24 protein-coding genes are annotated in these 26,352 nt (G+C 32.1%); 14 read left to right on the top strand and 10 right to left on the bottom strand.

Annotation, left to right across the window (positions count from 1 at the left end; genetic code table 11):
* Positions 1 to 136: 136 nt before the first annotated feature.
* Positions 137 to 2,641 (bottom strand): DUF7619 domain-containing protein, encoded by a 2,505-nt coding sequence (locus tag ACFS5J_RS00660; protein ID WP_379809978.1) that lies wholly within the window; start codon positions 2,639 to 2,641, stop codon positions 137 to 139.
* A 270-nt stretch (positions 2,642 to 2,911) separates the two neighbouring features.
* Positions 2,912 to 5,620 carry a DUF7619 domain-containing protein gene (locus ACFS5J_RS00655; RefSeq protein WP_379809977.1) on the bottom strand — a complete coding sequence of 903 codons (2,709 nt, stop codon included), beginning with the start codon at positions 5,618 to 5,620 and terminating at the stop codon, positions 2,912 to 2,914.
* A gap of 160 nt (positions 5,621 to 5,780) precedes the next feature.
* On the opposite strand from ACFS5J_RS00655, the gene ACFS5J_RS00650 reads away from it, so the two are divergent.
* From ACFS5J_RS00650 to ACFS5J_RS00620, 7 genes are all read left to right on the top strand, one after another.
* Positions 5,781 to 6,539: a Rossmann-like and DUF2520 domain-containing protein gene (locus tag ACFS5J_RS00650; protein WP_379809976.1), complete on the top strand. Its 759-nt coding sequence runs from the start codon at positions 5,781 to 5,783 to the stop codon at positions 6,537 to 6,539.
* Positions 6,523 to 7,050: a KdsC family phosphatase gene (locus ACFS5J_RS00645; protein ID WP_379809975.1), complete on the top strand. Its 528-nt coding sequence runs from the start codon at positions 6,523 to 6,525 to the stop codon at positions 7,048 to 7,050. Before ACFS5J_RS00650 ends, ACFS5J_RS00645 begins: the two co-directional genes overlap by 17 nt.
* Before the next feature lie 44 nt (positions 7,051 to 7,094).
* Positions 7,095 to 8,051 (top strand): geranylgeranylglycerol-phosphate geranylgeranyltransferase, encoded by a 957-nt coding sequence (locus tag ACFS5J_RS00640; protein WP_379809974.1) that lies wholly within the window; start codon positions 7,095 to 7,097, stop codon positions 8,049 to 8,051.
* On the top strand, positions 8,044 to 8,634 hold the full coding sequence (locus ACFS5J_RS00635) for a Maf family nucleotide pyrophosphatase (protein WP_379809973.1): 591 nt from the start codon (positions 8,044 to 8,046) through the stop codon (positions 8,632 to 8,634). Before ACFS5J_RS00640 ends, ACFS5J_RS00635 begins: the two co-directional genes overlap by 8 nt.
* Entirely contained in the window at positions 8,618 to 9,154 is a 537-nt protein-coding gene (locus ACFS5J_RS00630; protein WP_379809971.1) for a mechanosensitive ion channel domain-containing protein, read from the top strand. Before ACFS5J_RS00635 ends, ACFS5J_RS00630 begins: the two co-directional genes overlap by 17 nt.
* Positions 9,155 to 9,239: 85 nt before the next feature.
* On the top strand, positions 9,240 to 11,684 hold the full coding sequence (locus ACFS5J_RS00625; protein WP_379809969.1) for a PIG-L family deacetylase: 2,445 nt from the start codon (positions 9,240 to 9,242) through the stop codon (positions 11,682 to 11,684).
* 105 nt (positions 11,685 to 11,789) lie between these two features.
* Positions 11,790 to 13,478, top strand: a complete 1,689-nt coding sequence (locus ACFS5J_RS00620) for a sodium:solute symporter (protein ID WP_379809968.1) — start codon at positions 11,790 to 11,792, stop codon at positions 13,476 to 13,478.
* Between the two features lie 12 nt (positions 13,479 to 13,490).
* Here ACFS5J_RS00620 and yaaA read toward each other — a convergent pair whose 3' ends face one another.
* The 3 genes from yaaA to ACFS5J_RS00605 all read right to left on the bottom strand — a co-directional run bounded on the left by yaaA (position 13,491) and on the right by ACFS5J_RS00605 (position 15,658).
* Positions 13,491 to 14,249 (bottom strand): peroxide stress protein YaaA, encoded by a 759-nt coding sequence (yaaA, locus tag ACFS5J_RS00615; protein ID WP_379809967.1) that lies wholly within the window; start codon positions 14,247 to 14,249, stop codon positions 13,491 to 13,493.
* Between the two features lie 119 nt (positions 14,250 to 14,368).
* Positions 14,369 to 14,875 (bottom strand): hydrolase, encoded by a 507-nt coding sequence (locus ACFS5J_RS00610; protein ID WP_379809966.1) that lies wholly within the window; start codon positions 14,873 to 14,875, stop codon positions 14,369 to 14,371.
* A 9-nt stretch (positions 14,876 to 14,884) separates the two neighbouring features.
* A complete protein-coding gene (locus ACFS5J_RS00605; RefSeq protein WP_379809965.1) occupies positions 14,885 to 15,658 on the bottom strand; it encodes an MBL fold metallo-hydrolase in 774 nt (257 codons plus the stop codon).
* A 96-nt stretch (positions 15,659 to 15,754) separates the two neighbouring features.
* On the opposite strand from ACFS5J_RS00605, the gene ACFS5J_RS00600 reads away from it, so the two are divergent.
* Positions 15,755 to 17,221, top strand: coding sequence for a TonB-dependent receptor (locus tag ACFS5J_RS00600; protein WP_379809963.1), 1,467 nt, complete (start codon positions 15,755 to 15,757; stop codon positions 17,219 to 17,221).
* Positions 17,222 to 17,252: 31 nt separating this feature from the next.
* Here the strand turns inward: ACFS5J_RS00600 and bcp are convergent, their stop codons facing one another.
* Positions 17,253 to 17,708 carry a thioredoxin-dependent thiol peroxidase gene (gene bcp, locus ACFS5J_RS00595; RefSeq protein ID WP_379809962.1) on the bottom strand — a complete coding sequence of 152 codons (456 nt, stop codon included), beginning with the start codon at positions 17,706 to 17,708 and terminating at the stop codon, positions 17,253 to 17,255.
* Positions 17,709 to 17,758: 50 nt separating this feature from the next.
* Here bcp and ACFS5J_RS00590 point away from each other — a divergent pair, with 50 nt between their 5' ends.
* Positions 17,759 to 18,418: an endonuclease III domain-containing protein gene (locus tag ACFS5J_RS00590; RefSeq protein ID WP_379809961.1), complete on the top strand. Its 660-nt coding sequence runs from the start codon at positions 17,759 to 17,761 to the stop codon at positions 18,416 to 18,418.
* Between the two features lie 21 nt (positions 18,419 to 18,439).
* Here ACFS5J_RS00590 and ACFS5J_RS00585 read toward each other — a convergent pair whose 3' ends face one another.
* Together ACFS5J_RS00585 and ACFS5J_RS00580 are read right to left on the bottom strand one after the other, a co-directional pair.
* Positions 18,440 to 18,583 (bottom strand): hypothetical protein, encoded by a 144-nt coding sequence (locus ACFS5J_RS00585; protein ID WP_379809959.1) that lies wholly within the window; start codon positions 18,581 to 18,583, stop codon positions 18,440 to 18,442.
* Positions 18,584 to 18,633: 50 nt separating this feature from the next.
* Positions 18,634 to 19,218, bottom strand: a complete 585-nt coding sequence (locus ACFS5J_RS00580; protein ID WP_379809958.1) for an RNA polymerase sigma factor — start codon at positions 19,216 to 19,218, stop codon at positions 18,634 to 18,636.
* A gap of 261 nt (positions 19,219 to 19,479) precedes the next feature.
* Between ACFS5J_RS00580 and uvrA the strand changes: the two genes are divergently transcribed.
* The 4 genes from uvrA to ACFS5J_RS00560 all read left to right on the top strand — a co-directional run bounded on the left by uvrA (position 19,480) and on the right by ACFS5J_RS00560 (position 24,056).
* The gene (uvrA, locus tag ACFS5J_RS00575) at positions 19,480 to 22,269 is read left to right on the top strand and encodes an excinuclease ABC subunit UvrA (RefSeq protein ID WP_379809957.1); all 2,790 of its coding nucleotides are present in this window, start codon (positions 19,480 to 19,482) and stop codon (positions 22,267 to 22,269) included.
* 31 nt (positions 22,270 to 22,300) lie between these two features.
* Positions 22,301 to 22,939 carry a hypothetical protein gene (locus tag ACFS5J_RS00570; protein ID WP_379809956.1) on the top strand — a complete coding sequence of 213 codons (639 nt, stop codon included), beginning with the start codon at positions 22,301 to 22,303 and terminating at the stop codon, positions 22,937 to 22,939.
* Between the two features lie 25 nt (positions 22,940 to 22,964).
* Positions 22,965 to 23,438 carry a 23S rRNA (pseudouridine(1915)-N(3))-methyltransferase RlmH gene (gene rlmH / locus ACFS5J_RS00565; RefSeq protein WP_379809955.1) on the top strand — a complete coding sequence of 158 codons (474 nt, stop codon included), beginning with the start codon at positions 22,965 to 22,967 and terminating at the stop codon, positions 23,436 to 23,438.
* Between the two features lie 123 nt (positions 23,439 to 23,561).
* The gene (locus tag ACFS5J_RS00560; protein WP_379809953.1) at positions 23,562 to 24,056 is read left to right on the top strand and encodes a hypothetical protein; all 495 of its coding nucleotides are present in this window, start codon (positions 23,562 to 23,564) and stop codon (positions 24,054 to 24,056) included.
* A 45-nt stretch (positions 24,057 to 24,101) separates the two neighbouring features.
* Here the strand turns inward: ACFS5J_RS00560 and ACFS5J_RS00555 are convergent, their stop codons facing one another.
* Complete coding sequence (locus ACFS5J_RS00555) at positions 24,102 to 24,818, bottom strand: hypothetical protein (protein WP_379809952.1); 717 nt, start codon at positions 24,816 to 24,818, stop codon at positions 24,102 to 24,104.
* On the bottom strand, positions 24,818 to 25,636 hold the full coding sequence (gene folP, locus ACFS5J_RS00550) for a dihydropteroate synthase (RefSeq protein ID WP_379809951.1): 819 nt from the start codon (positions 25,634 to 25,636) through the stop codon (positions 24,818 to 24,820). Before folP ends, ACFS5J_RS00555 begins: the two co-directional genes overlap by 1 nt.
* A gap of 139 nt (positions 25,637 to 25,775) precedes the next feature.
* Between folP and ACFS5J_RS00545 the strand changes: the two genes are divergently transcribed.
* Positions 25,776 to 26,315, top strand: a complete 540-nt coding sequence (locus ACFS5J_RS00545) for a DUF1599 domain-containing protein (protein ID WP_379809949.1) — start codon at positions 25,776 to 25,778, stop codon at positions 26,313 to 26,315.
* Positions 26,316 to 26,352 lie beyond the last annotated feature (37 nt).

Here is a 26,352-nt window from a genome sequence, read left to right as displayed (position 1 = left end):
TATTATAAATGTTAAAATTTAACAAAATTACCAATTTAAGATAAAATATTAACAAATTACAAGTTGTTAATTTACAATAGTTTATTAAACCAAAAACGCCCTCATATGAGAGCGTTTTTTATCATCTTGGTAATCTTTATTCTTTAATAAACTTTGTAGCTGTAATTCCGTTATCGGTATTGATTTTCATAAAATACGTACCGCTTTCTAAACTTGATACATCAATTGAAGTACTAGCATTAGGTAATCCTAAAACCAACTGCCCAACTATATTGTAAATTTCAATTGATTGAATTGCAGTGCTATTTTTAACTTGTAAATGCAACACCTCTTTCGCTGGGTTTGGATACAAGGTAAATACTGAATCAAATTCAAAACTTTGTGCATTCAACACCTGATACGTTGAAGTCGCCGTATTGGTAACGATTGGATAGTTGTAATCGAAATATATTTTTGCCGTATTGCTAATAGTACTGTTCACTGTTAAAGTAGACAACGTTTTGATTTTAAAAGCTACATAACCATCATTAGTTGCATCATCAAAATCAAGATTGATGTTCTCAAAAATAAACTCTACTTTGTTGCCGTTGATACGGGTGTAAAATTCATGACTAGCACTTAAAGGTACTAAAGTAGCAATATCAAATTTTGTAGTGTCTATATCATCACGAACTACAATATTTTCCGCTGGGTAGGTACCGGTATTTTCAAAACGAATCACATAGTGCACATACTCCCCTATCATTAATGGATTAATGGTTTCGCCTTCCAAACACGTTTTATCATTAGGATCGTAAGAACCAACCACCGTTTGATTTAAAGTTATGGTATTATCAGCTGGTGTTTCATCAGTGTTTTGAGTAGTAATAATAGCATTGTACACCAAAATATCCCCATTATTAACCGCAGGGGTTTCCATAGGTGAATTTACGTTAAATTCTATTGTAATTGCTCTCGATTCAAATGGTTGCAAATTGGTATAATTCCAAGTAAAACTATTAGTAGCAGTGCTGCTATAAACAGGATTCGATTGTACATAATCCAAAACGGAATCGTCATACGTTAAGGTAACACTACCACTTTCAACTTCTGTACCTAGATTACGATAAATTAACGTGTATTTTGCATCGAAACCAGGGCGCGCAGGAATATTTTGAATTATTGAAATTTCTACATCGGAATGTACTCCAGTTTTAGTAATACAAAAATCTTGAGTGAAAGGACTCGCTTGCGTAGGGAAATCAACGGTAAAACTCGGAGATGAAATAGTATAATATGTGGGATTTGTTAAAACAGGGGTTACTGTATGAATCCCTGCACCAACAGGCATATAGTAACTACCTGATGTATCTGCTATAAAAACACTACTACTTACCCCATCAGTTATGCTAAATTTTAAATTTGAATAGTTAACATCATCTATATCACAACCATTCGTATTACTATCAAACTTGGCTTGCCCGGATATTTCATAAAAAACACCACCAGGCATAAAGGTACAATAGGTGTTAACGTGGCATGTTGTACTCAATCCGTATTGATTTATCTTATTTTGAACCAAGTTTATATCTTCCTGATCCACACATATATATTCAATGTTGGGATTATTAGAGAAATCTATATTTACCCAATTACTATTATTATTTTTCGCAAAAACGCTTATTAATTGGTTATCATTACAAATTAACGACTTTAAATTAACATTTTGTGATACATTTAAATCCGTTAATTGATTACCACCACAAAACAAATATATTAAGTTAGCTAATGAAGACACATCCAAACTAGTAAATTGATTTCCGCCACAATTAAACATTTCTAAAGCAGTATTATTTGAAACATCCAAGCTAGTCAACTGATTACCAACACAGGATAACTTTTCTAACGCTAAATTTTGAGTAACATCTAAACTTATTAATTGGTTTGTATTACAAACTAAATCTTTTAAATTAACATTCTGAGAAACATCTAAACTTGTTAATTGATTTTGGTCACATTGCAACTTTTCCAAATTCGTTAATGTAGAAACATCCAAATTCGTTAATTGAATATTACTACAAGTCAACACTTTCAAATTTGTACAATTTGAAACATCTAGACTTCCAAGTTGATTTGAAGTAAAATATAAATATACTAAATTTGTCAATGTAGAAAGATTTAAACCTACCAATTGACTATTAGTACCTCCACAGCCTAAAAGTTGTAAATTTGATAAACCCGTAAAGTCTAAATTTAATAATGGATTTCCATGACATTGTAAGTGTAGCAAATTGTTTAAATTTGTTAAATTCATACTTGTTAATTGATTACCTAGACAGTGTAAAACTTCCAAATTGGTAAACGCCTCGATACCTGTTAAATCGGAAATATTTGAACTATTTACATTCAAAAATTTTATAGCTTGCGCTTCACTCACTTGAATTTCACCATCTCCGTTTACATCAATAGTATTAGAAGTATATGAATTTGAAATTAAATAACCCGATGCTGAATCGAAAACAGGTGTTACTGTAGATGCAACAAAATTACTTGAGTTTGCACTTAACAATTTCGCTTTAAAATTAGCATCGGGTATGTTTACAATTTGCGCTTGTGCTACAAAACCTACTGCTAAAAAGAATAAAAAGTAAAGTTTTTTCATGTAGTTTAGATATTTATAATTCGATACAAAATATTTCTAAATAATTTTAAAAAAGGTAACAAATTAGAATTTGAAGTATTTGAATTAGAATTCGATTAAATTTAATTAAAAATAACTTTTAAATACTTATTTTTTTATTAAAACGTTAAAAATGAACAAACTAATTAATTTTAAATAAAATTTTAACAAATAACATACTACCGTAACGAAGTTTATAAAACAAAAAAAGCGCTCTCATATGAGGGCGCTTTTATATATTCTTAGTAATCTTTATTCTTTAATAAACTTTGTACTAGCACTACCGTTATCGGTATTGATCTTAATGAAGTATGAACCACTTTCTAAACTTGATACATCAACTGTTGTACTTGCATTTGGTAACGCTAGAATCAACTGCCCAACTATGTTGTAAATTTCAATTGATTGGATTGTTATGTCATTTTTGGCTTGTAAATTCATTATCTCTTTCACCGGGTTTGGATACAAGGTAAATGCTGAATCAAAAACAAAACTTTGTGCATTCAACACCTGATACGTTGATGTAGCAGTATTGGTTACAATAGGATAGTTGTAATCAAAATATATTTTTGCCGTATTGCTAATGGTGCTGTTCACTGTTAAAGTAGACAACGTTTTGATTTTAAAAGCTATATAACCATCATTAGTTGCATCATCAAAATCTAGGTTGATGTTTTCAAAAATAAATTCTACTCTATTTCCATTGATACGTGTGTAAAACTCATGACTACCGCTTAAAGGTACTAAAGTAGCAATGTCAAATTGCGTAGGGTCGATATCATCACGAACTACAATATTTTCTGCCGGATACGTTCCCGTATTCTCAAAACGAATCACATAATGTACATATTCCCCTATCATTGATGGATTAATGGTTTCTCCTTCCATACACGTTTTATCATTGGGATCGTACGAACCGACTACAACCTGTCGTAAGTCAGAAGTATTATCTGACATATCTTCGTCTGTATTTGTTGTACTAATTTGAGCAAATAAACCTAAAATATCATCAATATTAACCGCTGGCATTTCTGTAGGGGAATTGACATTTAAAACAATATCAATTTCGCGAGTTTCAAATGGAAGTAAGCCTGTATAATTCCAGACTAAACTAGTTGTATTGTTACTAGATGTTGACTGACTATTAAATACAATCGAACTTGATACAAAATCCAACACATTATCATCAAAATCAAAAGAAACATTTCCATTTTCTACTTGATTGCCAATGTTTTTATAAATAATTCTGTAATGAGCATCGAAACCTGGACGAGCTGGTATTGTAGGAATAACAGCTATTTCTACATCAGAATGCATTCCATTAGCAGTGACACAAAAATCTTGTGTAAACGGACTAGCTTGTGAAGGAAAATCTACTGTAAAACTAGTTGGTGAAATGTTGAAATAATTAGGGTTTTGTAAAACGGGAGCTACCGTATGCATTCCTGCTAAAACTGGAATTGAATAGTTGCCTGTTGAATTAGCAATAAAACTTCCTGTATTTGTATAATTAGTAATATTAAACCACAAATTTGAATAATTTATATCAGAAACATCACAACCATTACTATCAAAATCAAAATTAGCATTTCCAAAAATTTCATAAAAAGTTCCATTAGGAACAAATGAACAATAGCTATTTACGTGACAAATTAAACTATAACCATAAAAATCTATTTTACTTTGTATATAACTTAGTTCTTCAGCATCAGCACAAATATATTGAAGGTTATTATTATTAGCAATGTTAAATATCCCCGAAGAATTTATTGTGTTATTTTTAACAATTAAAAATTCTAAATTTGGATTGTTTTGACACTGAAGCGAAGAGATTTTAGTCGAAGAAAAGTCTAAAGAAATAAAATCATTATTATTACACTGCAAATTCCCTAAATTTATATTTGAAGTAAAATCTATATCTACTAATTGATTATAAAAACAATAAAAATTGATTAAAGCTACATTTTGCGAAATATCTAATGAAGACAAACTGTTGTAACCACAGTCCAAGAGTATTAATAAAGGATTTTGAGTTACATTTAATGAGGTAAGTGAATTGGATCTACATCTAAAATCTTGTAAATTAGGATTATTTGTAACATTAATATTAAATAAAGGATTTGATGAACAATCCAAATTTTCAAGTAATGTATTTTGAGATAAATCTAATACGCTAATTTGATTCCATGAACAATTAAGGTTACTTAGCAGAGTATTTGGAGTAATGTCTATTGTACTTAAAACATTATTAGAACAATTAAGGTTACCTAGCAGAGTATTTGGAGTAATGTCTATTGTACTTAAAACATTATTAGAACAATCAAGATATTCTAAAAAAGAATTTACAGTTAAATCAATTGTAGAAATTTGATTGTTATCACATTCTATCCTTTTAAGATTAGCTGATGATGAAAAATTTATTGAAGAAATCTGATTCCCAGAACAAATAATGTTTATCAAATTATTGGAATTTGGTAAATTTAAGTTTGTTAAATTAGCATTAGTCACATTTAAACACTCTAAACTGGTAAGTCCGTTTAAATTTATACTAGACATATTGTATAAATTTGCTGCAAATAACATTTTAAGGTTTTGAAGACCAGACAAATCTAAGTTACCGTTAAAATAATAATTATTACTGCATACAAAACCTTTTAAATTAGTAAAAAACTCGATTCCAGTAAAATCTGATATATTAGACGAACCTACGTTTAGGTATTCTACTGACTGAGCTTCAGATACTTGAATTTCGCCATCACCATTTGAATCAAGAGTTATATATGGTCCCGCACTAAGAGTGAAAGACATTGGGTATAATGACAACAAATTAGTTGCCGCAACATAATTACTAGGACTCGCACTCAATAATTTCGCTTTAAAATTCGCATCGGGTATATTTACAATTTGTGCAATAGTCCCAAAACTAAACACTAAGCAAAATAAGAAGTAGATTTTTTTCATAGCTAACGAATTAATTTTGTTAAAGTTAATAATAAAATAACACAATAAAGCTACAAACGTTAATTTTTAATGAAAACACATTTTAACCTATCTGAAATCAAAAATCATTAATCTTTATTCTGAAATCAATTCTTTAAACAAAAAATAGTATTTTCGCTTTATGCAAAAAGTAACGGTAATCGGCAGTGGTAATGTGGCGCAACACTTAATTAAAGTGTTTTTGCAATCAACTGAAATTGAGTTAGTTCAAGTGTTTGCACGCCAACCTAAAAGTGTATCCCATTTGGTACCGCAAAACAAAATTGTTAGTAATATAACTCAGCTGGAAAAAGTTGATGTTTGTATTGTATCCGTTACCGATAATGCAATAGCTGAGGTAGCGGCACAATTGCCTTTTCAACAGCAACTGGTGGTGCACACTTCGGGGTCTACTGAACTAACGGCTCTCGGGTTAAACAACCGAAAAGGAGTATTTTATCCGTTGCAAACCTTTTCAAAAAACAAAACCGTTGACTTTAGCAACATACCGCTTTGCTTGGAAGCCGAAAATGAGAACGACTATAAACTTTTAGAACAATTGGCACATGCTATTTCTAAAAATGTGTATCGCATTTCTTCGGAGCAACGCAAAAGTTTGCACGTTGCCGCCGTATTTGTGAGCAACTTTGTAAACCATATGTATTACATCGGGAGTGAAATTTGCCGGGAGCATCAAATTCCTTTTGAAATTTTGCAACCGCTAATTCAAGAAGTAGCACACAAAATCACGGAACTACCACCTGCCGAAGCTCAAACGGGACCAGCGCTACGCAACGATACCAAAACCTTGAACAAGCATATTGCTTTTTTAGAAAATTCAAATTATCAAGATATTTACAAATTACTAACGCAATCGATACAAAATGTCAAAAAGCTATAAAGAATTAATGAACGACATCACAACTTTTGTTTTTGATGTAGACGGTGTATTAACCGATGGAACCATACACGTAACCCAAACCGGAGAGATGCTTCGCAATATGAACATTCGCGATGGTTATGCCATGAAAGCAGCTGTTGAAAACGGTTACAATGTGTGTATTATTTCTGGTGGAAGTAATGAAGGAGTACGCGTACGTCTGCGTAACTTAGGCATTACCGATATTCACCTTGGGGTTTCCGACAAAGTGGAAACTTTTAAAGAGTATTGCGACATATATGGCATTAAACCGGAACAAACATTATACATGGGGGATGATATTCCAGATTATCACGTGATGAAGTTAGTAGGTTTACCTACCTGCCCACAAAATGCTGCACCTGAAATTAAAAGTCTATCCCGATATATTTCGCATAAAGATGGCGGTATGGGATGTGTGCGTGATGTTGTGGAACAAGTAATGAAAGTGCAACACAAATGGATGGAGCATTTTGATGCGAAATACGATTAACTTTTTCAATACCCCAAAACAATCAATTAACGAGAATACTTAAAATGAAATACCTAAAACTTGTCCGTTTTCAAAACTTAGCCATGCTTGCCTTGATGCAAATTTTATTTCGCTATACGTTTATGAAATCGGCGACTTATACCGAACTGACGCCTACCTATAACTTTTTAGCTTTATCACACGCGCAATTTTTTCTATTGGTTCTTGCAACGGTTTGCATTGCAGCTGCGGGTTATGTGATAAACGATATCATGGATCAAGAGACTGATGAAATTGCAAAAAAACGTGTTGTAGGTAAAACCATATCAGAAAAAGCAGCTTATAACTTGTATGTGATTTTAAACGTTACAGGAGTGGGTATTGGTTTCTATTTGTCAAATGCAATTGACAAGCCAAGTTTTGCTTCGCTGTTTATATTCACCGCTGCCCTTCTCTATTTTTATGCTACAACTTTAAAACAAATCGCTGTTTTAGGAAATATAGTGGTTGCAGCAATCTTATCGTTTAGTATACTCATTTTAGGGCTTTTCGATTTAGTGCCTTCTACACATGAAGGAAACGCTTTTTGGCAAGGCAACAAAGCACAAATGCGTCAAGTTTTTGGTATTCTTACCGATTATGCCATTTTTGCTTTTATTATTAACTTTTTAAGAGAATTGGTAAAAGATGTAGAAGATACCGATGCAGATTATGCGGCTGGAATTCCTACACTGCCTGTTTTAATTGGAAAAAACAGAACCATGAAAATTGTTTTCGGTTTATCGTTTATTCCAGTGTTGCTATTTATTTACTATGTAAATGCTAATTTAGCGCAGTACAGCTATGTTTTATTCTATGCTTTACTTTTCATAATAGCACCTTTATTAATTTTTACCATCAAAAGTTGGTCTGCTAAATCCAATAAAGAGTTTAAAAACTTAAGCTTTTTATTAAAGGCTGTTTTATTTTTTGGAATACTTTCAATTGCTGTTATAACTTACGCTACAACGCATCATGCTTAGGGAAAAATTACAACATAAGAATATCATTTTAGCTTCGGGCTCGCCAAGAAGACAGCAATTTTTCAAAGAATTGGATATTGATTTTTCAATCCAACTCAAAGAGGTAGAAGAAATTTTCCCCGATTCACTGAAAGCGGAAGCAATTACCAATTTTCTTGCCGAATTAAAAGCCAACGCTTTTAATACATTAGAAGAGAATGATGTATTAATTACAAGTGATACTATCGTGTGGCATGAAGGAAAAGCATTGGGTAAACCCAAAGATTACAACGATGCATTCAATATGATACAATCGCTTTCGGGTAAAACCCACAATGTCATTACTTCGGTTTGTTTTAAAACTTCAAGGTCAACTGAAACTATTTTTGAAACAACTAAAGTTACGTTCAAACCTTTGCGTGATGAAGCCATTCACTATTATCTAGAGAACTATAAACCTTTTGACAAAGCAGGTTCATACGGTATTCAAGAATGGATAGGACTAATTGGAATTTCAAAAATTGAAGGTTCCTATGCAAATGTGGTTGGAATGCCAATTGATAAAGTTTATGATAAATTATTAGAATATGCTGAAGTTTATTGAAAATCCGTATTTACATGAAGAAATAGTAACGCTTATAATCATTATTGTTTTCTTCTTATTCAAATCAATAATTGGTAAAATTGTACGCAAATATGCTACGGTTAACCAAGCGCTCGAACACCGCACCAATTTAATTATTAAGTACATCAACATATTACTGGGTACTATAGCGCTTACAGGAATAGTGATTATTTGGGGTGTTGAAAAAAATCAATTTTTAGTATTTCTTTCTTCTGTTTTTGCAGTTGTAGGTGTTGCTACAGTAGCACAATGGTCTATTTTGAGTAATATAACGTCAGGGGTAATTCTGTTTTTCGCTTATCCTTTTAAAATTGGCGATATTATTAAGATACATGACAAAGATTTCCCGATTGAAGCTGAAATTGAAGATATTAAAGCTTTTTACATTTTATTAAAGACTAAGGATAATGAAATCATTACGTATCCTAATAATTTACTAATGCAAAAAGGAATATCGGTTAAGAAAATTGAACATGAAACTTCTGAATTCACCGACTAAATACAAACTTTAAAATAATGTTAAAAAGAGTGTTACAAAAGCGCTCTTTTTTTTTATTGTTTATTTTTGATTCAAACAAAAAAATATGCTCCGAAAATTTATTCCATTTATACTTTTAGTACTTGCAACGGTAACAGTTGCTCAAGCTCCAAAAAAGCCCAATGCTACCGAAATATATAGTCAAATTCAAAAGCTAAACTTTCTTGGAAAAGTATTATATGTTGCGGCTCATCCCGATGATGAGAACACCAAATTAATTTCGTATTTTTCAAATCACTACCACGCACAAACTGCTTACTTGTCTTTAACACGTGGTGATGGCGGTCAAAACCTTATAGGTCCGGAATTACGTGAGAAATTGGGTGCTATCCGTACGCAGGAATTACTAGCTGCTCGAAACGTAGATGGTGGTCAACAATTTTTTACTCGGGCAAATGATTTTGGGTATTCCAAAGAACCGAACGAAACTTTTGCCATTTGGAACAAAGAAGAAGTTTTAGCAGATGTTATTCAAACTATTGAAACTTTTCAACCTGATATCATTGTGAATCGTTTCAACCACCGTACTCCCGGTACAACACATGGGCATCATACCGCTTCAGCTATGCTAAGTTTGGAGGCCTACGATTTGGTCAAAGTAAAACCGAGTCGCGTGTTCTTCAATACATCATGGTGGTTTTATGGTAGCCATGAAAAGTTTGACAAAGCCGACAAATCAAATTTATATGCAATAAATGCAAACGTATATTTTCCGATAATAGGCAAAAGTAATTTTGAAATTGCTGCTCTAAGCCGCAGTCAACACAAATGCCAAGGTTTTGGAACTACTGGAACAAGAGGTAATGAAACAGAATACCTTGAAATTTTGAAAGGAAAACTACCTTCTTCTGATAATATTTTTGAAGGAATTGACACTTCGTGGAATCGTGTGCAAGGTGGAGCACAAATTGGTGCAATTTTAAACGCTGTGGAAACTAATTTTAATTTTAAAAACCCATCAATACACATTCCTCAATTAATTGAAGCATATCAATTGATTGAACAATTAAAAGATGAGCATTGGAAAACTATTAAGCTAGAACAACTTTCCCGTATTATAGAAGCTTGTAGCGGTTTGTATCTTGAAGCAGTTGCCTCAACTCCTTACAGTACAAAAAACAACACAATAGATATAGCTTTTGAAACCATTAACCGCAGCAATGCAAATGTAAAATTGTTGAACGTTTCAGTTTTAAACAATAAAACTATTTCAAAAAATACCGTTTTAGAAAACAATACTAACGTTACTTTTGAAGAGAAAGGTTTTAGCATTCCAAGTACTATTGAATATTCCAATTTATTTTGGCTAAAAGAACGCCCAACAGTAGGAATGTATCAAGTAAGCAATAAAGCTATTCGTATTTTACCAGAAGAAAAACTACAATTTCCAGTAATTTTTTCATTGGACATTAATGGTAAAAAGATTGATTTCGTTAAAAATTTAGTGTACAAAATTAATACTCCCGAAGAAGGAGAAACCTATACGCCGTTTACCCTCTTACCAGATGCAACTTCTGAAATTGTTAACAAGGTTAGTATTTTTAATGCCAATCAAACCAAAGAAATAACCGTAAAAGTAACGACACACCGTGATAATTTTAAAGGTAATTTGGAATTAGTTACAAATCCTAATTGGACAATTGAGCCACAGAATATTTCTTTTGAAATAACAACCAAAAACGATAGTAAAACCTTTACCTTTCGTGTTACTTCTGCTAAAAAAGAAGAAAATTCAGTAGTTGCAGCAAAAATTACTAGTGATGATTCTGTTTTTGATCAAGAGCTGATTGAAATCAAATATCCACATATTCCCAAACAAACTATTTTACAACCATCTGAAGCCAAATGGGTAAACCTTGATATTAAAACAAAAGGCAAAAACATCGGTTATATTATTGGTGCTGGTGACGAAGTGGGGAAATATTTGGAAAACCTCAACTTCAACGTAAGTTATTTAACACCACAAGATGTAACCGTTGAAAAGGTACAGGCGTTTGATGCTATCATAATTGGAATTAGAGCTTTCAACGTATTGGATGAGTTAAAGTTCAAAAATAAAATTCTATTTAACTATGTTAAAAACGGTGGTAACTTAATTGTTCAGTATAATACTGCTCATAATTTGGTAACCCAAGAAATAGCACCATTTGAGTTATCCCTTTCGCGCGATCGTATAACCAATGAAAATGCAAAAGTGACATTTTTGAAATCAAAATCAAATATTTTAAAATCTCCAAACACCATAACGGAACAAGATTTTGAAGGTTGGGTTCAAGAAAGAGGATTGTATTTCCCAAATAAATGGAGTTCTGATTTTATGCCTATATTAGCCATGCAGGACGATGGTGAAGCTCCAACAAATGGCGCTTTACTTATTGCAAATTATGGAAAAGGACACTATGTATACACAGGTTTAAGCTTTTTCAGGGAACTCCCAGAAGGCGTAAGCGGTGCCTATAAATTACTAGCCAATTTAATTGCTTTAGATTAATTATGGAAAAAAAACAGCATTGGAAAAAAAGTTATACGATTGTATTGTTACTCAATGCCATCTACATTTTAGTGTTCTATTTATTAATGGAAATTTATTCATAATATGGAAAGTTTAGATTGGATTGTACTTTCGTGTACACTGCTTTTCATAGTAGTTTATGGCGCAATGAAAACAAAAGGTAGCGCTAATGTTAAGGATTATCTTTTGGATAATAATGAAACACCTTGGTTCACAGTAGGAATTTCGGTAATGGCCACTCAAGCCAGTGCAATTACCTTTTTATCTACTCCAGGTCAAGCTTATCACGATGGAATGGGATTTGTGCAATTTTATTTTGGTTTACCGCTAGCCATGATAGTTATTGCCTACACTTTTATACCTATTTATCACAAACTGAAAGTATATACCGCTTATGAATATTTAGAGCAACGTTTTGATGTAAAAACACGTTCCCTAGCCGCTATTTTATTTTTAATACAACGTGGTTTAGGAACGGGATTAACCATTTACGCCCCTTCCATTATACTTTCGGCTCTTTTAGGATGGAATTTAACCATGTTAAACATTGTTATTGGAATACTTGTAATCGTCTATACCGTTACTGGTGGTACAAAAGCTGTAAATGTCACCCAAAAACAGCAAATGTTCGTCATCATGTCGGGGATGTTTATTACATTTTTTACCATACTTTCCTACTTACCTGAAGATCTTGATTTTTCAAATGCCCTACATATTGCAGGTGCAAATGGTAAAATGAATATTCTAGATTTCTCCTATAATCCAGAAACACGATACACTTTTTGGAGTGGTATCACTGGGGGGTTCTTTTTAATGCTTTCCTATTTTGGAACCGATCAATCGCAAGTTGGTCGATATTTATCTGGAAAATCGATTAAAGAAAGCCAAATGGGATTAATTATGAATGGAATTTTAAAAGTTCCTATGCAATTCTTTATCCTACTTACAGGAGTTTTAGTATTTGTCTTCTTTCAATTTAATGACACACCACTACATTTTAATCCGAATAATGTAAACCGTGTTAAAGCTTCCGATAAAAAGGAAATTTATGAAGACTTAGAACATAAATTAGCTGAGATAAATGTTGATAAAAAAGTAGTCAATCAAATTTATATCGAACAGTTGAAACACAACGACTACGATAATCCAACTTTAAGAAAACAAATGGTAGCTTTGGCTGATAAGGAAAAAGGCCTGAGGGAATCTGCAAAAGATGTAATTGCTAGTATTGATGGTTCTACTGAAACCAATGATAAAGATTACGTTTTCTTATATTTCATTTTACACTATTTACCAAAAGGATTGCTTGGTTTACTCTTAGCCGTAATCTTCAGTGCTGCTATGTCATCTAGTGCCTCTGGTTTAAACTCATTAGCTGCCACTACTGCAATTGATATTTACAAGCGTAATGTTGGCGATAAATCCGATAAACACTATGTGTATGCTACACAATATTTCACCTTATTTTGGGGACTTGTTGCAATAGGTTTTGCATGTATCGGTACTTTATTTGAAAACTTAATCCAATTGGTAAACATTATTGGTTCTATCTTTTATGGAACCGTTTTAGGAATTTTCTTAGTTGGATTCTACATCAAGTATGTAAAAGGAAAAGCCATATTTATAGGTGCTTGTTTAAGCCAATTAACCATTTTCTATATCTATTATATCGATGTAGTTAGCTTTTTATGGTTGAACTTTATTGGTGCCGTACTAACAGTATTACTTTCATTATTCTTTCAATTCATGTATAATAAAAAATCCCGAGTTTAACTCGGGATTTTTTTATCTTGTAAATACCAGCTTGGTGTCTGTAGACAAATTAGCATCTAAAGCATAACCTTCATAATTAAACTTTTTCAAATCGTCTAATGTTTTCGCATTCATATCAATAATGTAGCGAACCATTAATCCCCTAGCCTTTTTTGCAAAAAAACTTATCATTTTAAGTTTTCCATCTTTGTAATCTTTAAACTCAGGTGTAATAACCGGTACTTTTAAAGCTTTTGTATCTACAGCGCTAAAATACTCGTTACTGGCCAAGTTGATGAACAGTTCACCTTTATCTAACTCTTTATTAAGTGCATCAGTGACATTTTTTTTCCAAAACTCGTATAAATTTTTCTTGGTTCCAACAGTCAATGAAGTTCCCATTTCCAATCGATAAGGTTGAATCAAATCCAAAGGTTTTAAAAGACCGTACAACCCCGAAAGAATACGTAATTTATCTTGAAGTATATCCAATTTATCTGTAGGAATCGTATATGCATCTAAACCTACATATACATCTCCATTAAATGCATATACCGCTTGTCGAGCATTTTCTGGAGTAAAAGGTGTTTGCCAATCTTGATTACGTTGCCAATTTAGATCTGCTAACTTTTCCGAAATATGCATCAACTCCATTAATTGCTTTGGTTTTTTCTTCTTTAATGTTTTCTGAATAGTTTCCGATTTAACTAAAAATTCAGATTGTGTAAAGGTTTCTGTAGGTACAGCAGTTTCAAAATCCAACGATTTTGCAGGAGATATAACTATTTTCATCTTTTTAATTTTGTTTCAAAAATACTAATTCAAAAATGGATTACACAGTACTGAAAATGGAAAGTTTTAATATAAGTATAATCAATATCTATAAAAAAAGCTCCTAATGGAGCTTAAATCTATTTTTTACTTGCTTTTTCATACATGATGGTTTCAACAGTTTCAAAATCTGTTGGCTTGTCATCATTAAAGAAATATTTCACCAAAATCTGTCCCCACATATCACCATTTGAATATTCAGCAATAATCCATCTATGATTTAAAACCTTAGCTTTATTAATGATAAAAGGCTTTCCATCTATTGGTTCATATGGAATCAATGAATTACCTTTTTTGTTTGTATTCAAGCTTACTAAATCTTCATTTACTCTTGCCATTACTTTTTCATAATCTAAATTTTTCGAATAGAAATATTCTTGTGCATCTTGATCTTTTTCAATATCAAAATAGTCATTATACTGCGCAACAGCAACGGAGTCTCTAGCTATTTTCAGTTTCTCATTTAAATTAGCCACTTTACTATTCATATCTTTAGTTGCAGCATCTAAAATTTTATTAGAGTTTACGTATTGAAAAATATTGATTAAAAGTGAAAACACAAATAAGTATAAGAAAGTATTCTTCATATTATATAGTTATATTAAAATTTCTAAATTATCGTAAGCCACAAAAACATTTTCCGGTAACCTTTTTTCAATCTCGCTATGAAAACCAAACAAATGACTGATATGTGTTAAATATGCTCGCTCGGGTTGCACCAAAGATATAAATTCTAAAGCTTCTTCTAAATTAAAATGTGTGTTATGCGGTGTTTCCCTTAAACAGTTTATTACCAAAACTTTGCAATTTTTAATTTTTCCTATTTCGGTTGCTTCTATGGTTTTTACATCAGTCAAGTATACAAAACCTTCTATTTGATATCCAAAAACTTGCAAATTACCGTGACTGGCATTAATCGGGTTTACTTTTACCTTATCTATTAAAAAAGGCTGGTTTTCCACTACTACATGTTGTGTAACAGATGGCGCACCAGGATATTTATTTTCATTGGAAAAAATATAATCAAAACGTTTTGCTAGATTATCCAATACTCTTTTGTGCCCATACACAGCAATATCTCCTTGCTTGAAATAAAAAGGGCGAATATCATCAAGACCTGCAGTATGATCGGCATGTTCATGGGTAAATAAGAGAGCATCAATTTTAGGGCAATTTGAATTTAACATTTGTTGTCTAAAATCGGGACCACAATCGATTACAAACGAAAAATCATCGGAATAAATCCAAACCGAAACACGTAATCGTTTGTCTCTTTTATCGTTACTTAAACAAACAGGATGATTGCTACCTATTACTGGAATACCTTGTGAGGTTCCTGTTCCTAAAAAATAAACTTTAAAACCTTGCATATGCTACAAAAATAAGAATATTTGCAAGATATTTTAAGTATTTCATTAACTTTGCAATATAAGTTTTAAACAAGAGATTTTCACAAATATTTCTAAATGGAAAGTAATACTAAAGATATCCAAATTAGAGGGGATAAGGTTATTGAACACATTCCTTCTATCAAAGATAAAGCGCTTCGAATAAATCTTAATGAAAGTATTTACGGTACTTTTGCCGAAATTGGAGCAGGACAAGAAACCGTTCGCCATTTTTTTAGAGCAGGAGCATCATCTGGAACCATTGCAAAAGCAATGTCAGCTTATGATAAAGACTTCAGTGATGCTATTTATGGTATCGAAGAAGACGGACGCTATGTTACTGAAAGCCGTTTAAAAAAGATGTTAGCACATGAAACGCAACTTATAGAGGAGCGTTTAAAAAGAGATAAACACCCTAATAAAATCTTTTTCAGTTATGCTAATACTGTTGCAACTATTGACTTTGCAAAACAGTACAAAGGTCATGGATGGGTTGGAATTAAATTTCAAGTAGAACCAGATGAGGAGTACAATGAAATCATTCTACACATTCGTTTTAAAGAAACTGATGCTAAACTACAACAAGAAACGCTTGGTACATTAGGTGTAAACTTAATTTATGGAGCATTTTATAAACACAACGATCCAAAACGATTGTTGCGTTATTTATACGATCACTTAGATAAAGATCAATTAGAAATCGACACGATTAACTTTTCAGGACCTCGTTTTGCAGATGTTGACAACCGTTTGATGAGTTTACAATTGGTTAAAAATGGTATGACAGATGCCGTAATGTTTGGACCGGATGGAAATAACATATTACCAGCAGCTGTATTGTATAAAAAGAATATTTTAGCACTTCGTGGAAGCTTCAGACCTGTTACCAAAGTAAACATGAACATGTATAAAAAATCATACAACATGTTTATTGAAGAAAATAAGGTAGATGAAGAAAACACATTTGTAGTTTTTGAAATTACACTTTCAAACTTAAAAGCAGAAGGTGAAATTAACGAACGTGATTTCTTAGACCGTGCAGAATTACTTTGTTCTTTAGGACAAACTGTAATGATATCAAATTTTCAAGAATACTTCAAAGTAGTTGAATATTTCTCAAATTACACCAAAGCACGTATGGGACTTGCTATGGGAGTCAGCAATTTGGTTGATATATTTGATGAAAAATATTACCGCCATTTATCAGGAGGTATTCTAGAAGCTTTTGGTAAATTATTCTACCGTGATTTAAAAGTTTACTTGTACCCTATGAAAGATGAAGATGGTGTAATTATAAATTCTAATAATTTAAAAGTACATCCTAGAATGAAAGAATTATACAAATTCTTTAAATTCAATGGTAAAGTAGTGGATATCACCGATTTTGACGAGAAAAACTTAGAAATTTTTTCACGTAAAGTTTTAAAAATGATTAATACTGGTGGTGAAGGTTGGGAAGAAATGCTTCCTCAAGGTATTGCAGAAATTATCAAAAAAGACCATTTATTTGGTTACCAAGTTGAAACCAATACAATCAATCAATAACAAAAAGTCCCAATTTAAATTGGGGCTTTTTTTATTCATCTAATATTTGCTTGCTGTGTTCTTTCGTTTTAACTTTTTCAATTACTGCATCAATAATCCCCTCTTCATTAATTACAAAAGTAGTACGATGGATTCCATCAAACTCTTTCCCCATAAACTTCTTTGGCCCCCAAACACCAAACGCCATAATTACCGATTTATCTTCATCTGCAAGTAAAGGAAAAGGTAAATTGTTTTTAGCAATAAAGTTTGCTTGACGCTTAGCACTATCTGCACTTACTCCTAATAGTTCGTATCCTTTTGCTTTAAAACGCTCATAATTATCTCTAAGATCACAGGCTTCAACTGTACAACCTGGTGTACTCGCTTTAGGGTAAAAAAAGACTACTAATTTCTTACCCTTATATAAAACCAAACTATGTTCGTTACCATCTTGATCCAATCCTTTAAAATCGGGAGCTTTATCCCCTACTTTTAATGTTGTCATACTATATATTTAAAAAGTTTAACTTTGTTTCAAAGTTTAAAAGTACAAAAATGACGAAGAACGAAAAAGTAACATTTGTTATAAATACCTTAAATGAATTGTATCCTGAAATTCCAATTCCGCTAGACCATAAAGACCCTTATACTTTATTAATTGCTGTTTTACTTTCTGCACAATGTACCGATGTAAGAGTGAACCAAATTACTCCCCTACTATTCGCAAAGGCAGACAATCCATATGATATGGTAAAAATGAGCATCGAAGAAATAAAAGAAATAATCAAACCTTGTGGTTTATCACCAATGAAATCAAAAGGTATACATGGCTTATCTGAAATACTTATTGAAAAATACAATGGTATTGTACCGCAAAGTTTTGAAGCCTTAGAGAGTTTACCTGCTGTGGGCCACAAAACAGCAAGTGTTGTTATGAGTCAAGCCTTTGGAGTTCCTGCATTTCCAGTAGACACCCACATCCACAGACTGATGTATCGTTGGAATTTAAGCAATGGTAAAAATGTTCAGCAAACCGAAAAAGATGCTAAAAGACTATTCCCCAAGGAATGTTGGAATGATTTACACCTACAAATAATATGGTATGGTCGTGAATATTCGCCAGCTAGAGGTTGGAACTTAGAAAAAGATATTATAACTAGAACGATAGGAAGAAAAAGTGTGTTGGAAGAGATACAAAAAAAGAAAGCTTCGTAATTACTTTACGAAGCTTTCTCATTAATTAGCAATAGTTTCAAAAGTCAATTTACCCACTTTTGTAATACTTAACGCCTTTGAATAGTTAAGTAAAAACGAAATCGTTTCTTTTTTAGGTAACATTTCTTGAGTTGCTAATTTTTTCTTAGAGTAGAGTTTTGCCATAAATAATATTAATTATACTACTACAACGCAACAAAACTCATTTTATTGTTTTAGTTCACTAAAATAACTTGATTTTTTTCAATTACCTTTCTTAAGTTCATTAACGCATAACGCATTCTTCCTAAGGCAGTATTGATACTTACTCCAGTCAAATCTGCTATTTCTTTAAAACTAAGATTTTGATAAATACGCATCATCAATACTTCTCGCTGATCATCAGGCAATTCATCAACTAGACGAACTAAATCCATTTCCACTTGCTCTAGTATTATTTGATCTTCAATATTTAAACTCGATTCCGACATAACCGAGAATATTGAAAATTCTTCGGAGTCACGTTGCAATGGCATTTTCTTTGCCTTACGAAAATGATCGATTACTAAATTATGTGCTATTCGCATCACCCAAGGTAAAAATTTACCTTCTTCATTATAAGACGAAGATTTCAGTTTACGAATTACTTTAATAAAAGTATCCTGAAATACGTCATCACACACATCTCTATCAGGAATTTTTGAATAAATAAAACCGTAAATTTTCGATTGATGCCTTTCGATTAATGTAGCAATAGCAGATTCGTCTCCTCCTACATAGTTCTTTATCAAAATTGCATCTGGTAGTACACAATTAGCCATAATAATACTTTTAAATTAGAATTTGGGTTACTCGTTTTTTTAAAAGTATTTTTCTGTAATAGGCCTTTGTTTAAGATTATGGTTCAAATTTAATTCATTTTTCTTCTAAAATCCAAATTATTTTCAAACTTTTTATTTTTTTTCTATACATAATACAAATAAAACACCTAATAAATACATTAATCGTAGTTTATAATATCAACTTCTGGAGCGCAAAAAATACTTAGCAATTGTTATCTTTGCAATTCTTTACTTTTTATCATGATAAAAACAGATTTTTCCAAATTAGAGCCTAAAAAAAATATTTTAATCAAAGGTGCACAACTTCACAATTTAAAAAATATTGATGTTGCCATTCCCCGTAACCAACTGGTTGTGATAACGGGGTTGTCGGGATCTGGAAAATCAAGCCTTGCGTTTGATACTTTATATGCAGAAGGGCAACGTCGTTACGTTGAAAGTCTTTCATCGTATGCAAGGCAGTTTTTAGGCAGGTTAGACAAACCTAAAGTGGAATATATAAAAGGAATTGCTCCTGCAATTGCTATAGAGCAAAAAGTAAACACCACCAACGCCCGTTCAACAGTTGGAACTTCTACAGAAATATATGATTATTTAAAATTATTGTTTGCACGTGTTGGAAAAACGTATTCTCCAATTTCAGGAAGAGAAGTAAAAAAAGATACTGTTTCAGATGTTATTGAAGAAGTAAAATCGCTTGAAGAAAACAGTAAATGGCTACTCCTTGCTCCTATTCATTTAGAAGAAGGAAGAGCGCTTGAAGACAAACTAAAAGTATTGCTACAACAAGGATTTGCACGTATTTTAGTTAACAATGAAATGGTACGTTTGGATGAAATTGACCAACATTCACTCGACAACAAAGACATTTTATTAATCATTGATCGTATTGTAGTAAAAACAGAAGAAGAATTTTTCAATCGTTTAGCAGATGCTATTCAAACTGCATTTTATGAAGGAAAAGGAGAATGTTACTTACAAGAATTAAATTCTGATAAACGCATTGTTTTTAGTAACAATTTTGAACTAGACGGACTTACTTTCTTAGAACCTAACGTCCATCTATTCAGTTTCAACAATCCTTACGGTGCTTGTCCAAAGTGCGAAGGTTACGGAAATGTAATTGGTATTGATGAAGAATTAGTAATTCCTAATACTGCACTTTCTGTATATGAAAATGCCATTTTCCCTTGGAGAGGAGAAAGTATGAGTTGGTTCAGAGATCAATTGGTAAATAACGCTTATAAATTTGATTTTCCCATCCACAAACCTTTTTTCGAACTAACTGCGGAACAAATACAGTTGATTTGGGTTGGAAATAAATATTTTACCGGATTAAACGACTTTTTTACAGAACTAGAAGAAAAGAATTATAAAATCCAAAATCGTGTATTGTTATCACGCTACAGAGGTAAAACTAAATGTACTGTTTGTAAAGGAAAACGTTTACGTCCTGAAGCAAACTATATCAAAATAGCAAGTAAAACCATTACCGAGTTGGTTGACCTTCCTATTGTTAAACTAATTGACTTTTTTAAAACATTAAAACTTAACGAATACGATGCTAAAGTTGCCAAACGCCTTCTAATCGAAATCAACAATCGTTTAGGCTTTTTAGCGAATGTAGGGTTGAGTTATTTAACCTTAAATCGAAATTCGGCAACCCTTTCGGGTGGTGAATCGCAACGTATCAACCTCGCCACTTCATTGGGAAGTAGTTTGGTTGGATCGATGTATATCTTAGACGAACCGAGTATTGGATTACACCCAAAAGATACCGAACGACTTATTGAAGTACTTAAAGATTTGCGTAATCTTGGTAATACAGTAATTGTGGTAGAACACGATGAAGACATTATGAAAGCTGCTGATATGATTATAGATATTGGTCCAGAAGCGGGTACTTTTGGTGGACACTTAGTGGCGCAAGGAACCTACGACGAAATATTACAAGCCGATTCTTTAACAGCACAGTATTTAAGTGGAAGGGCCCAAATAGAAGTTCCAAAAAAGAGAAGAAAATTTAAACACCATGTTGAAGTAATTGGTGCTCGTGAAAACAATTTAAAAAATGAAAACTTTACTTTTCCTCTAGAGTGTTTAACGGTAATTACAGGTGTTTCAGGAAGTGGTAAAAGTACATTAGTCAAGAAAATTTTATTTCCTGCAATCCAAAAGCAATTGGAAGGAGTGGGAGAAAAAGCAGGCCAATTTACAGAACTAGCAGGAAATTATTCCAACATAAAACATATAGAATACGTTGACCAAAACCCTATTGGTAGAAGTTCACGTTCAAACCCAATAACGTATATCAAAGCTTACGATGATATTCGCGATTTATTTTCCAAGCAATCGGTTTCAAAATTAAGAGGCTATCAAGCCAAGCACTTTTCGTTTAATGTTGATGGAGGTCGCTGTGAAACTTGTAAAGGAGATGGAGAAGTTACCATTGAAATGCAATTCATGGCAGATGTACACTTGGAATGTGAAACGTGTAATGGTAAACGATTTAAAAAAGAAATTCTGGAAGTAACATTTGAAGGAAAAAATATCGACGATATTTTGAAAATGACAATTGATGATGCCATATCCTTTTTTGAAAATCACAATCAAACCAAAATTACTCAGAAAATCAAACCTTTAAAAGATGTTGGTTTAGGTTATGTGCAATTAGGACAATCTTCTTCTACCCTATCTGGTGGTGAAGCACAACGTATCAAACTTGCATCCTTCTTGGTAAAAGGAACTGTAAAAGATAAAGCGCTGTTTGTATTTGACGAACCTACCACGGGTTTGCATTTTCACGATATTAAAAAATTACTAGCCTCTTTTGATGCATTAATTGAAAAAGGACATTCTATTATCGTTATCGAACACAACTTGGATTTAATCAAATGTGCCGATTACATTTTAGACATAGGTCCTGAAGGTGGTGAAAATGGTGGTAAACTAATTGCTTTCGGCACACCGGAAGAAGTAGCCAAAAACAAAAATTCCGTAACCGGTACATATTTGTCTGAAAAATTGTAAATTAGAGTTCAATTTTTAAAGAAATACTACTATGAAAAAATTATGGAGCATTTTGGTTTTTGCTTTATTAGTGAGTTGTAGCACTACTAACACAGTTGTTTTAGACAGTTGGAAAGATCCAAAAACTTCTGTTCAAAAAGAGCATTTTAAAAAAGTAAGTGTAGTGGCTTTAGTAAAAAATGAATTGGTCAGAAGACGAATTGAAGATCGTTTTACAGAAATTGACCCAATTTTTCATTCGTCGTATAATTTTTTAAACGAAACCTCAAACATAGACAAAGAACTTCTTGTAAAGCTTTTAAAAAGTGAAAATGTCGATGGTGTTGTTACCATGCGTTTAGTTGACAAAACAAAGGAAACCGATTACGTACAAGGTAGCACTATGCCCTATAATAATTATTACGGTTATAGAGGTTACGGCTACTTATTTAACAATTGGTATGGTGCATATTCGCCTTACTACTACACACCAGGTTATTATGTAGAAAACACTTATTATATCGTTGAAACCAATATCTTTTCTCTAGCTGAAAACAAACTAATATGGAGTGCTCTTACTAAAACTAAACAATTCAATGATATCGAAAACGGAATCAATGATATTATTGCTGCTTTGGTGCAAGAAATGAAAAAAGATGGCTCTATCAGTTCCGATACTGATTCTAAATAAAAAAAACGTTCCTTTAACCACAATCATGAACATAAAATTAATTGCCATAGGCAAAACCGACAACAAAAATTTACAAGCCTTAATTGATGAATACATCAAACGTTTGGGATTTTATGTAAAATTTGATTTGGACATTATACCCGATATCAAAAACGTAAAAAACTTAAGTGAAGCACAACAAAAGGAAAAAGAAGGCGAATTAATCCTATTCAAAATTAATCCTACTGACCATTTGATATTGCTTGATGAAAATGGCAAAGAATTTTCTAGCGTTGGTTTTTCCGATTTTTTACAAAAGAAAATGAATGCCGGTATCAAAACCTTAGTTTTTGTGATTGGTGGCCCATATGGATTTAGTGAAACAGTGTACAAACAAGCTGCAGGCAAAGTGTCTTTATCACAGATGACATTTTCGCATCAAATGGTGCGTTTATTCATCATTGAACAAATTTACAGAGGCTTTACAATTTTAAGGAACGAACCGTATCATCATCAATAAATAGTTAAGTTTACTTCATAAAACAACAATGTGTTATTTTTTTCTTTGTGAATTTTATTTTTTAGTATATATTTAGCAAAAATTAACCTAAAAGACTTTGAAAAATTTAATTAATTAAAATTTATGAAGAAATTTATTTTCGGATGCGCCCTGCTATCTACGTGTTTATCGTTTTCTCAGATTAAAGTTATAGAAACTACACCAATCATTCGTTTAGGTTCTATTGGACAAAATGATGTCTATATTCAAAATGAAGGTGACAAGTATACCTTTTATTATAAAAATATTGAAAACGAAGATGTTATTACTACCAAATCATTTGCTTTTAGAGATTTAGATAATGATTTTGAAAACCTTCATAGAATCATCTTAAATGGCTTTGAATCAAACCCTTTATTGGATATCAAATTAGAATTACCAGATGAATACGTTTGGTTACACTACTCCAAAAGTTTAGATCGTACTTTTGTACAATTCATGACAAGAAACAAGAAAAATGAAGCTACAGGTTTCTCAAAAGTTTTCACAATGGACCAAATCAACAAATTATTTGAGAAAAAATCGCCAAAGCGCAATATTGAAGCAAGTAAAGACGATACTATGTCTGAATTTAAATAAGATATATTCCTATAAAAAAAGACCAGCTTTTGCTGGTCCTTTTTTTTATAAAGTACATCCACACTCGGGAAGCTTATCGGCGTCATATACAAACTCAAAAGAAGACAATTGAATACTGGCAGATGTTAATTGCCACATCATAATTTTGTTTTGAATGTATTGATCAAAAGTTAAGTGTTTTTCAAAATTCAAATGCAAAATGGTAATTTTCCCATCACTCATAAACTCTGAAAACTCTTTAATAAAAGCAATTAAGTCCTTACGTTCAATAGGATTTCCATCTACAGTAATACTATTATCCCTATTAAAATTAATCGTGAAATTATTATAATTCATATACGCTTCCGCATGCTCTTTAATGTAGAATTTTGAAAACTTATCATCATACAAAAACCTAACATCTGTAAAAGGTAAAAAAGCTAAATTTGTTCCTACACTATCTGCATACGAAAAAACATCAATTGCCCCCTCCTTTGTATGTGTAGCATTTTTCTTTTTTTGTTGTAATACTTTTACTTCTGGTATTACCGCATGCAAAGGCAAACGCTTGTCAATATTGAAAATCCAATTGGTAGTACTTATCGAATTTTTTTTGTTTACTTCAGCAATCGTGTCGTTTCCTTCAGTTCTAAAGAACATATAAATAGGTGAATGATCATCAATTTCTTTCATCACTGACACATTTGCTTTAGAAAGCTGAACATCCTCATTATGACAAGCTACACTTAGCATTATCCCTAATAAAACTACAATTTTTTTCATTATAATTGATTGATAATTTTTACACATTCGACAGCTTCTTTCACATCGTGAACTCTTAATATTTTAGCTCCTTTTTGCAAAGCAATTGTATTGAGCACTGTTGTACCGTTGAGCGCAGTATCTGGAGTACTTTCTAATAATTTATAAATCATTGATTTTCTAGAAATTCCAACAAGAAGTGGTAATTCAAGCATATTGAAATATTCCATTTTCCCAAAAACCTCATAATTCTGTTCCAAAGTTTTAGCAAAACCAAATCCTGGATCTATTATAATATCATTCAACCCAAAACTTCTCGCTTTATTGATACGTTCAGAAAAATAGAACATCATTTCTTTAAGAATATCATCATAATTGGTCATTGACTGCATCGTTTCAGGATTCCCTTTCATATGCATCATAATGTAAGGTACTTGCAAGGATGCAACTGTTTCCAACATCTTATCATCCAAAAAACCTGCAGAAATATCGTTGATGATTGCTGCCCCACTTTCAATACATTTTTTGGCCACTTGACTTCTGAATGTATCAATTGAAAGTACAGTATTGGGAAACTCCTTTAAAATTATTGTTATTGTCGAAAGTAAACGGTTCTGTTCCATTTCTTCCGAAACAAATTCTGCCCCAGGTTTGGACGAATACGCCCCTAAATCAATAAAAGTTGCTCCTTCAACAAGCATTTTTTCAACTTGTAATAAAATAGCAGCATCGCTTTTATATTTACCGCCGTCATAAAATGAATTTGGGGTAATATTTAAAATCCCCATTACTTTAGGAATCGATAAATCAATTAAATCACCTTTACAATTTATTGTCATTACTCCTTAAAATCTGCTTTTTAGTACTTTTAAAACTTCTTTTTGTTTTCTATTTTTCTCTTTCTACTTAATTAACTATTTTTGACGCTAGACTAAAGGGTCAATTACCAAGAAAAAATCACACAAATATACCGAATAAATGACGAAAACTTCTCAACAATATGATGCTGTAATTGCGATTTGTCGCGATTTGTTTACTAAAAAAACAAAAGATTACGGTACAGCTTGGCGTATTTTACGTTTACCTTCGTTAACCGACCAAATTTTTATAAAAGCGCAACGTATAAGAAGTCTTCAAGAAAATGAAGTACGAAAAGTAGATGAAGACGAAACTTCAGAATTTATTGGCATTATCAATTATTGCATTATGGCATTAATTCAAATCGATAAAGGCATTGCTGACCAACCCGATTTAGGCTTTGATGAGGCCGTGAAATTATACGATGAAAAAGTAGCCCTTACCAAAAAACTTATGGAAGATAAAAATCATGATTATGGAGAAGCTTGGCGCGATATGCGTGTGAGTAGCCTAACTGATTTAATTCTTCAAAAACTTTTACGTGTTAAACAAATTGAAGATAATAAAGGAAAAACTTTAGTATCGGAAGGTATTGACGCCAACTACCAAGATATGATTAACTATTCTATTTTTGCTTTAATCCTACTAGAAAAAATATAAAAACTAGCATTAACAAGGGATTAACATCTTGTTTGCA

This window comes from Flavobacterium chuncheonense (assembly GCF_042686145.1).
GTDB classification, from domain to species: Bacteria; Bacteroidota; Bacteroidia; order Flavobacteriales; family Flavobacteriaceae; genus Flavobacterium; species Flavobacterium chuncheonense.
This window is presented reverse-complemented; position numbering and strand designations above follow the sequence as displayed.

Coding starts and splice junctions, on each gene's coding strand:
- bcp (WP_379809962.1), bottom strand. CDS start 17,708: ATGACAACATTAAAAGTAGGGGATAAAGCTCCCGATTTTAAAGGATTG.
- folP (WP_379809951.1), bottom strand. CDS start 25,636: ATGACAATAAATTGTAAAGGTGATTTAATTGATTTATCGATTCCTAAA.
- ACFS5J_RS00600 (WP_379809963.1), top strand. CDS start 15,755: ATGGAAAGTAATACTAAAGATATCCAAATTAGAGGGGATAAGGTTATT.
- ACFS5J_RS00625 (WP_379809969.1), top strand. CDS start 9,240: ATGCTCCGAAAATTTATTCCATTTATACTTTTAGTACTTGCAACGGTA.
- ACFS5J_RS00635 (WP_379809973.1), top strand. CDS start 8,044: ATGCTTAGGGAAAAATTACAACATAAGAATATCATTTTAGCTTCGGGC.
- ACFS5J_RS00570 (WP_379809956.1), top strand. CDS start 22,301: ATGAAAAAATTATGGAGCATTTTGGTTTTTGCTTTATTAGTGAGTTGT.
- ACFS5J_RS00645 (WP_379809975.1), top strand. CDS start 6,523: ATGTCAAAAAGCTATAAAGAATTAATGAACGACATCACAACTTTTGTT.
- ACFS5J_RS00555 (WP_379809952.1), bottom strand. CDS start 24,818: ATGAAAAAAATTGTAGTTTTATTAGGGATAATGCTAAGTGTAGCTTGT.
- ACFS5J_RS00620 (WP_379809968.1), top strand. CDS start 11,790: ATGGAAAGTTTAGATTGGATTGTACTTTCGTGTACACTGCTTTTCATA.
- ACFS5J_RS00655 (WP_379809977.1), bottom strand. CDS start 5,620: ATGAAAAAAATCTACTTCTTATTTTGCTTAGTGTTTAGTTTTGGGACT.
- ACFS5J_RS00580 (WP_379809958.1), bottom strand. CDS start 19,218: ATGGCTAATTGTGTACTACCAGATGCAATTTTGATAAAGAACTATGTA.
- ACFS5J_RS00660 (WP_379809978.1), bottom strand. CDS start 2,641: ATGAAAAAACTTTACTTTTTATTCTTTTTAGCAGTAGGTTTTGTAGCA.
- ACFS5J_RS00560 (WP_379809953.1), top strand. CDS start 23,562: ATGAAGAAATTTATTTTCGGATGCGCCCTGCTATCTACGTGTTTATCG.
- ACFS5J_RS00590 (WP_379809961.1), top strand. CDS start 17,759: ATGACGAAGAACGAAAAAGTAACATTTGTTATAAATACCTTAAATGAA.
- rlmH (WP_379809955.1), top strand. CDS start 22,965: ATGAACATAAAATTAATTGCCATAGGCAAAACCGACAACAAAAATTTA.
- uvrA (WP_379809957.1), top strand. CDS start 19,480: ATGATAAAAACAGATTTTTCCAAATTAGAGCCTAAAAAAAATATTTTA.
- ACFS5J_RS00545 (WP_379809949.1), top strand. CDS start 25,776: ATGACGAAAACTTCTCAACAATATGATGCTGTAATTGCGATTTGTCGC.
- yaaA (WP_379809967.1), bottom strand. CDS start 14,249: ATGAAAATAGTTATATCTCCTGCAAAATCGTTGGATTTTGAAACTGCT.
- ACFS5J_RS00630 (WP_379809971.1), top strand. CDS start 8,618: ATGCTGAAGTTTATTGAAAATCCGTATTTACATGAAGAAATAGTAACG.
- ACFS5J_RS00605 (WP_379809965.1), bottom strand. CDS start 15,658: ATGCAAGGTTTTAAAGTTTATTTTTTAGGAACAGGAACCTCACAAGGT.
- ACFS5J_RS00650 (WP_379809976.1), top strand. CDS start 5,781: ATGCAAAAAGTAACGGTAATCGGCAGTGGTAATGTGGCGCAACACTTA.
- ACFS5J_RS00585 (WP_379809959.1), bottom strand. CDS start 18,583: ATGGCAAAACTCTACTCTAAGAAAAAATTAGCAACTCAAGAAATGTTA.
- ACFS5J_RS00640 (WP_379809974.1), top strand. CDS start 7,095: ATGAAATACCTAAAACTTGTCCGTTTTCAAAACTTAGCCATGCTTGCC.
- ACFS5J_RS00610 (WP_379809966.1), bottom strand. CDS start 14,875: ATGAAGAATACTTTCTTATACTTATTTGTGTTTTCACTTTTAATCAAT.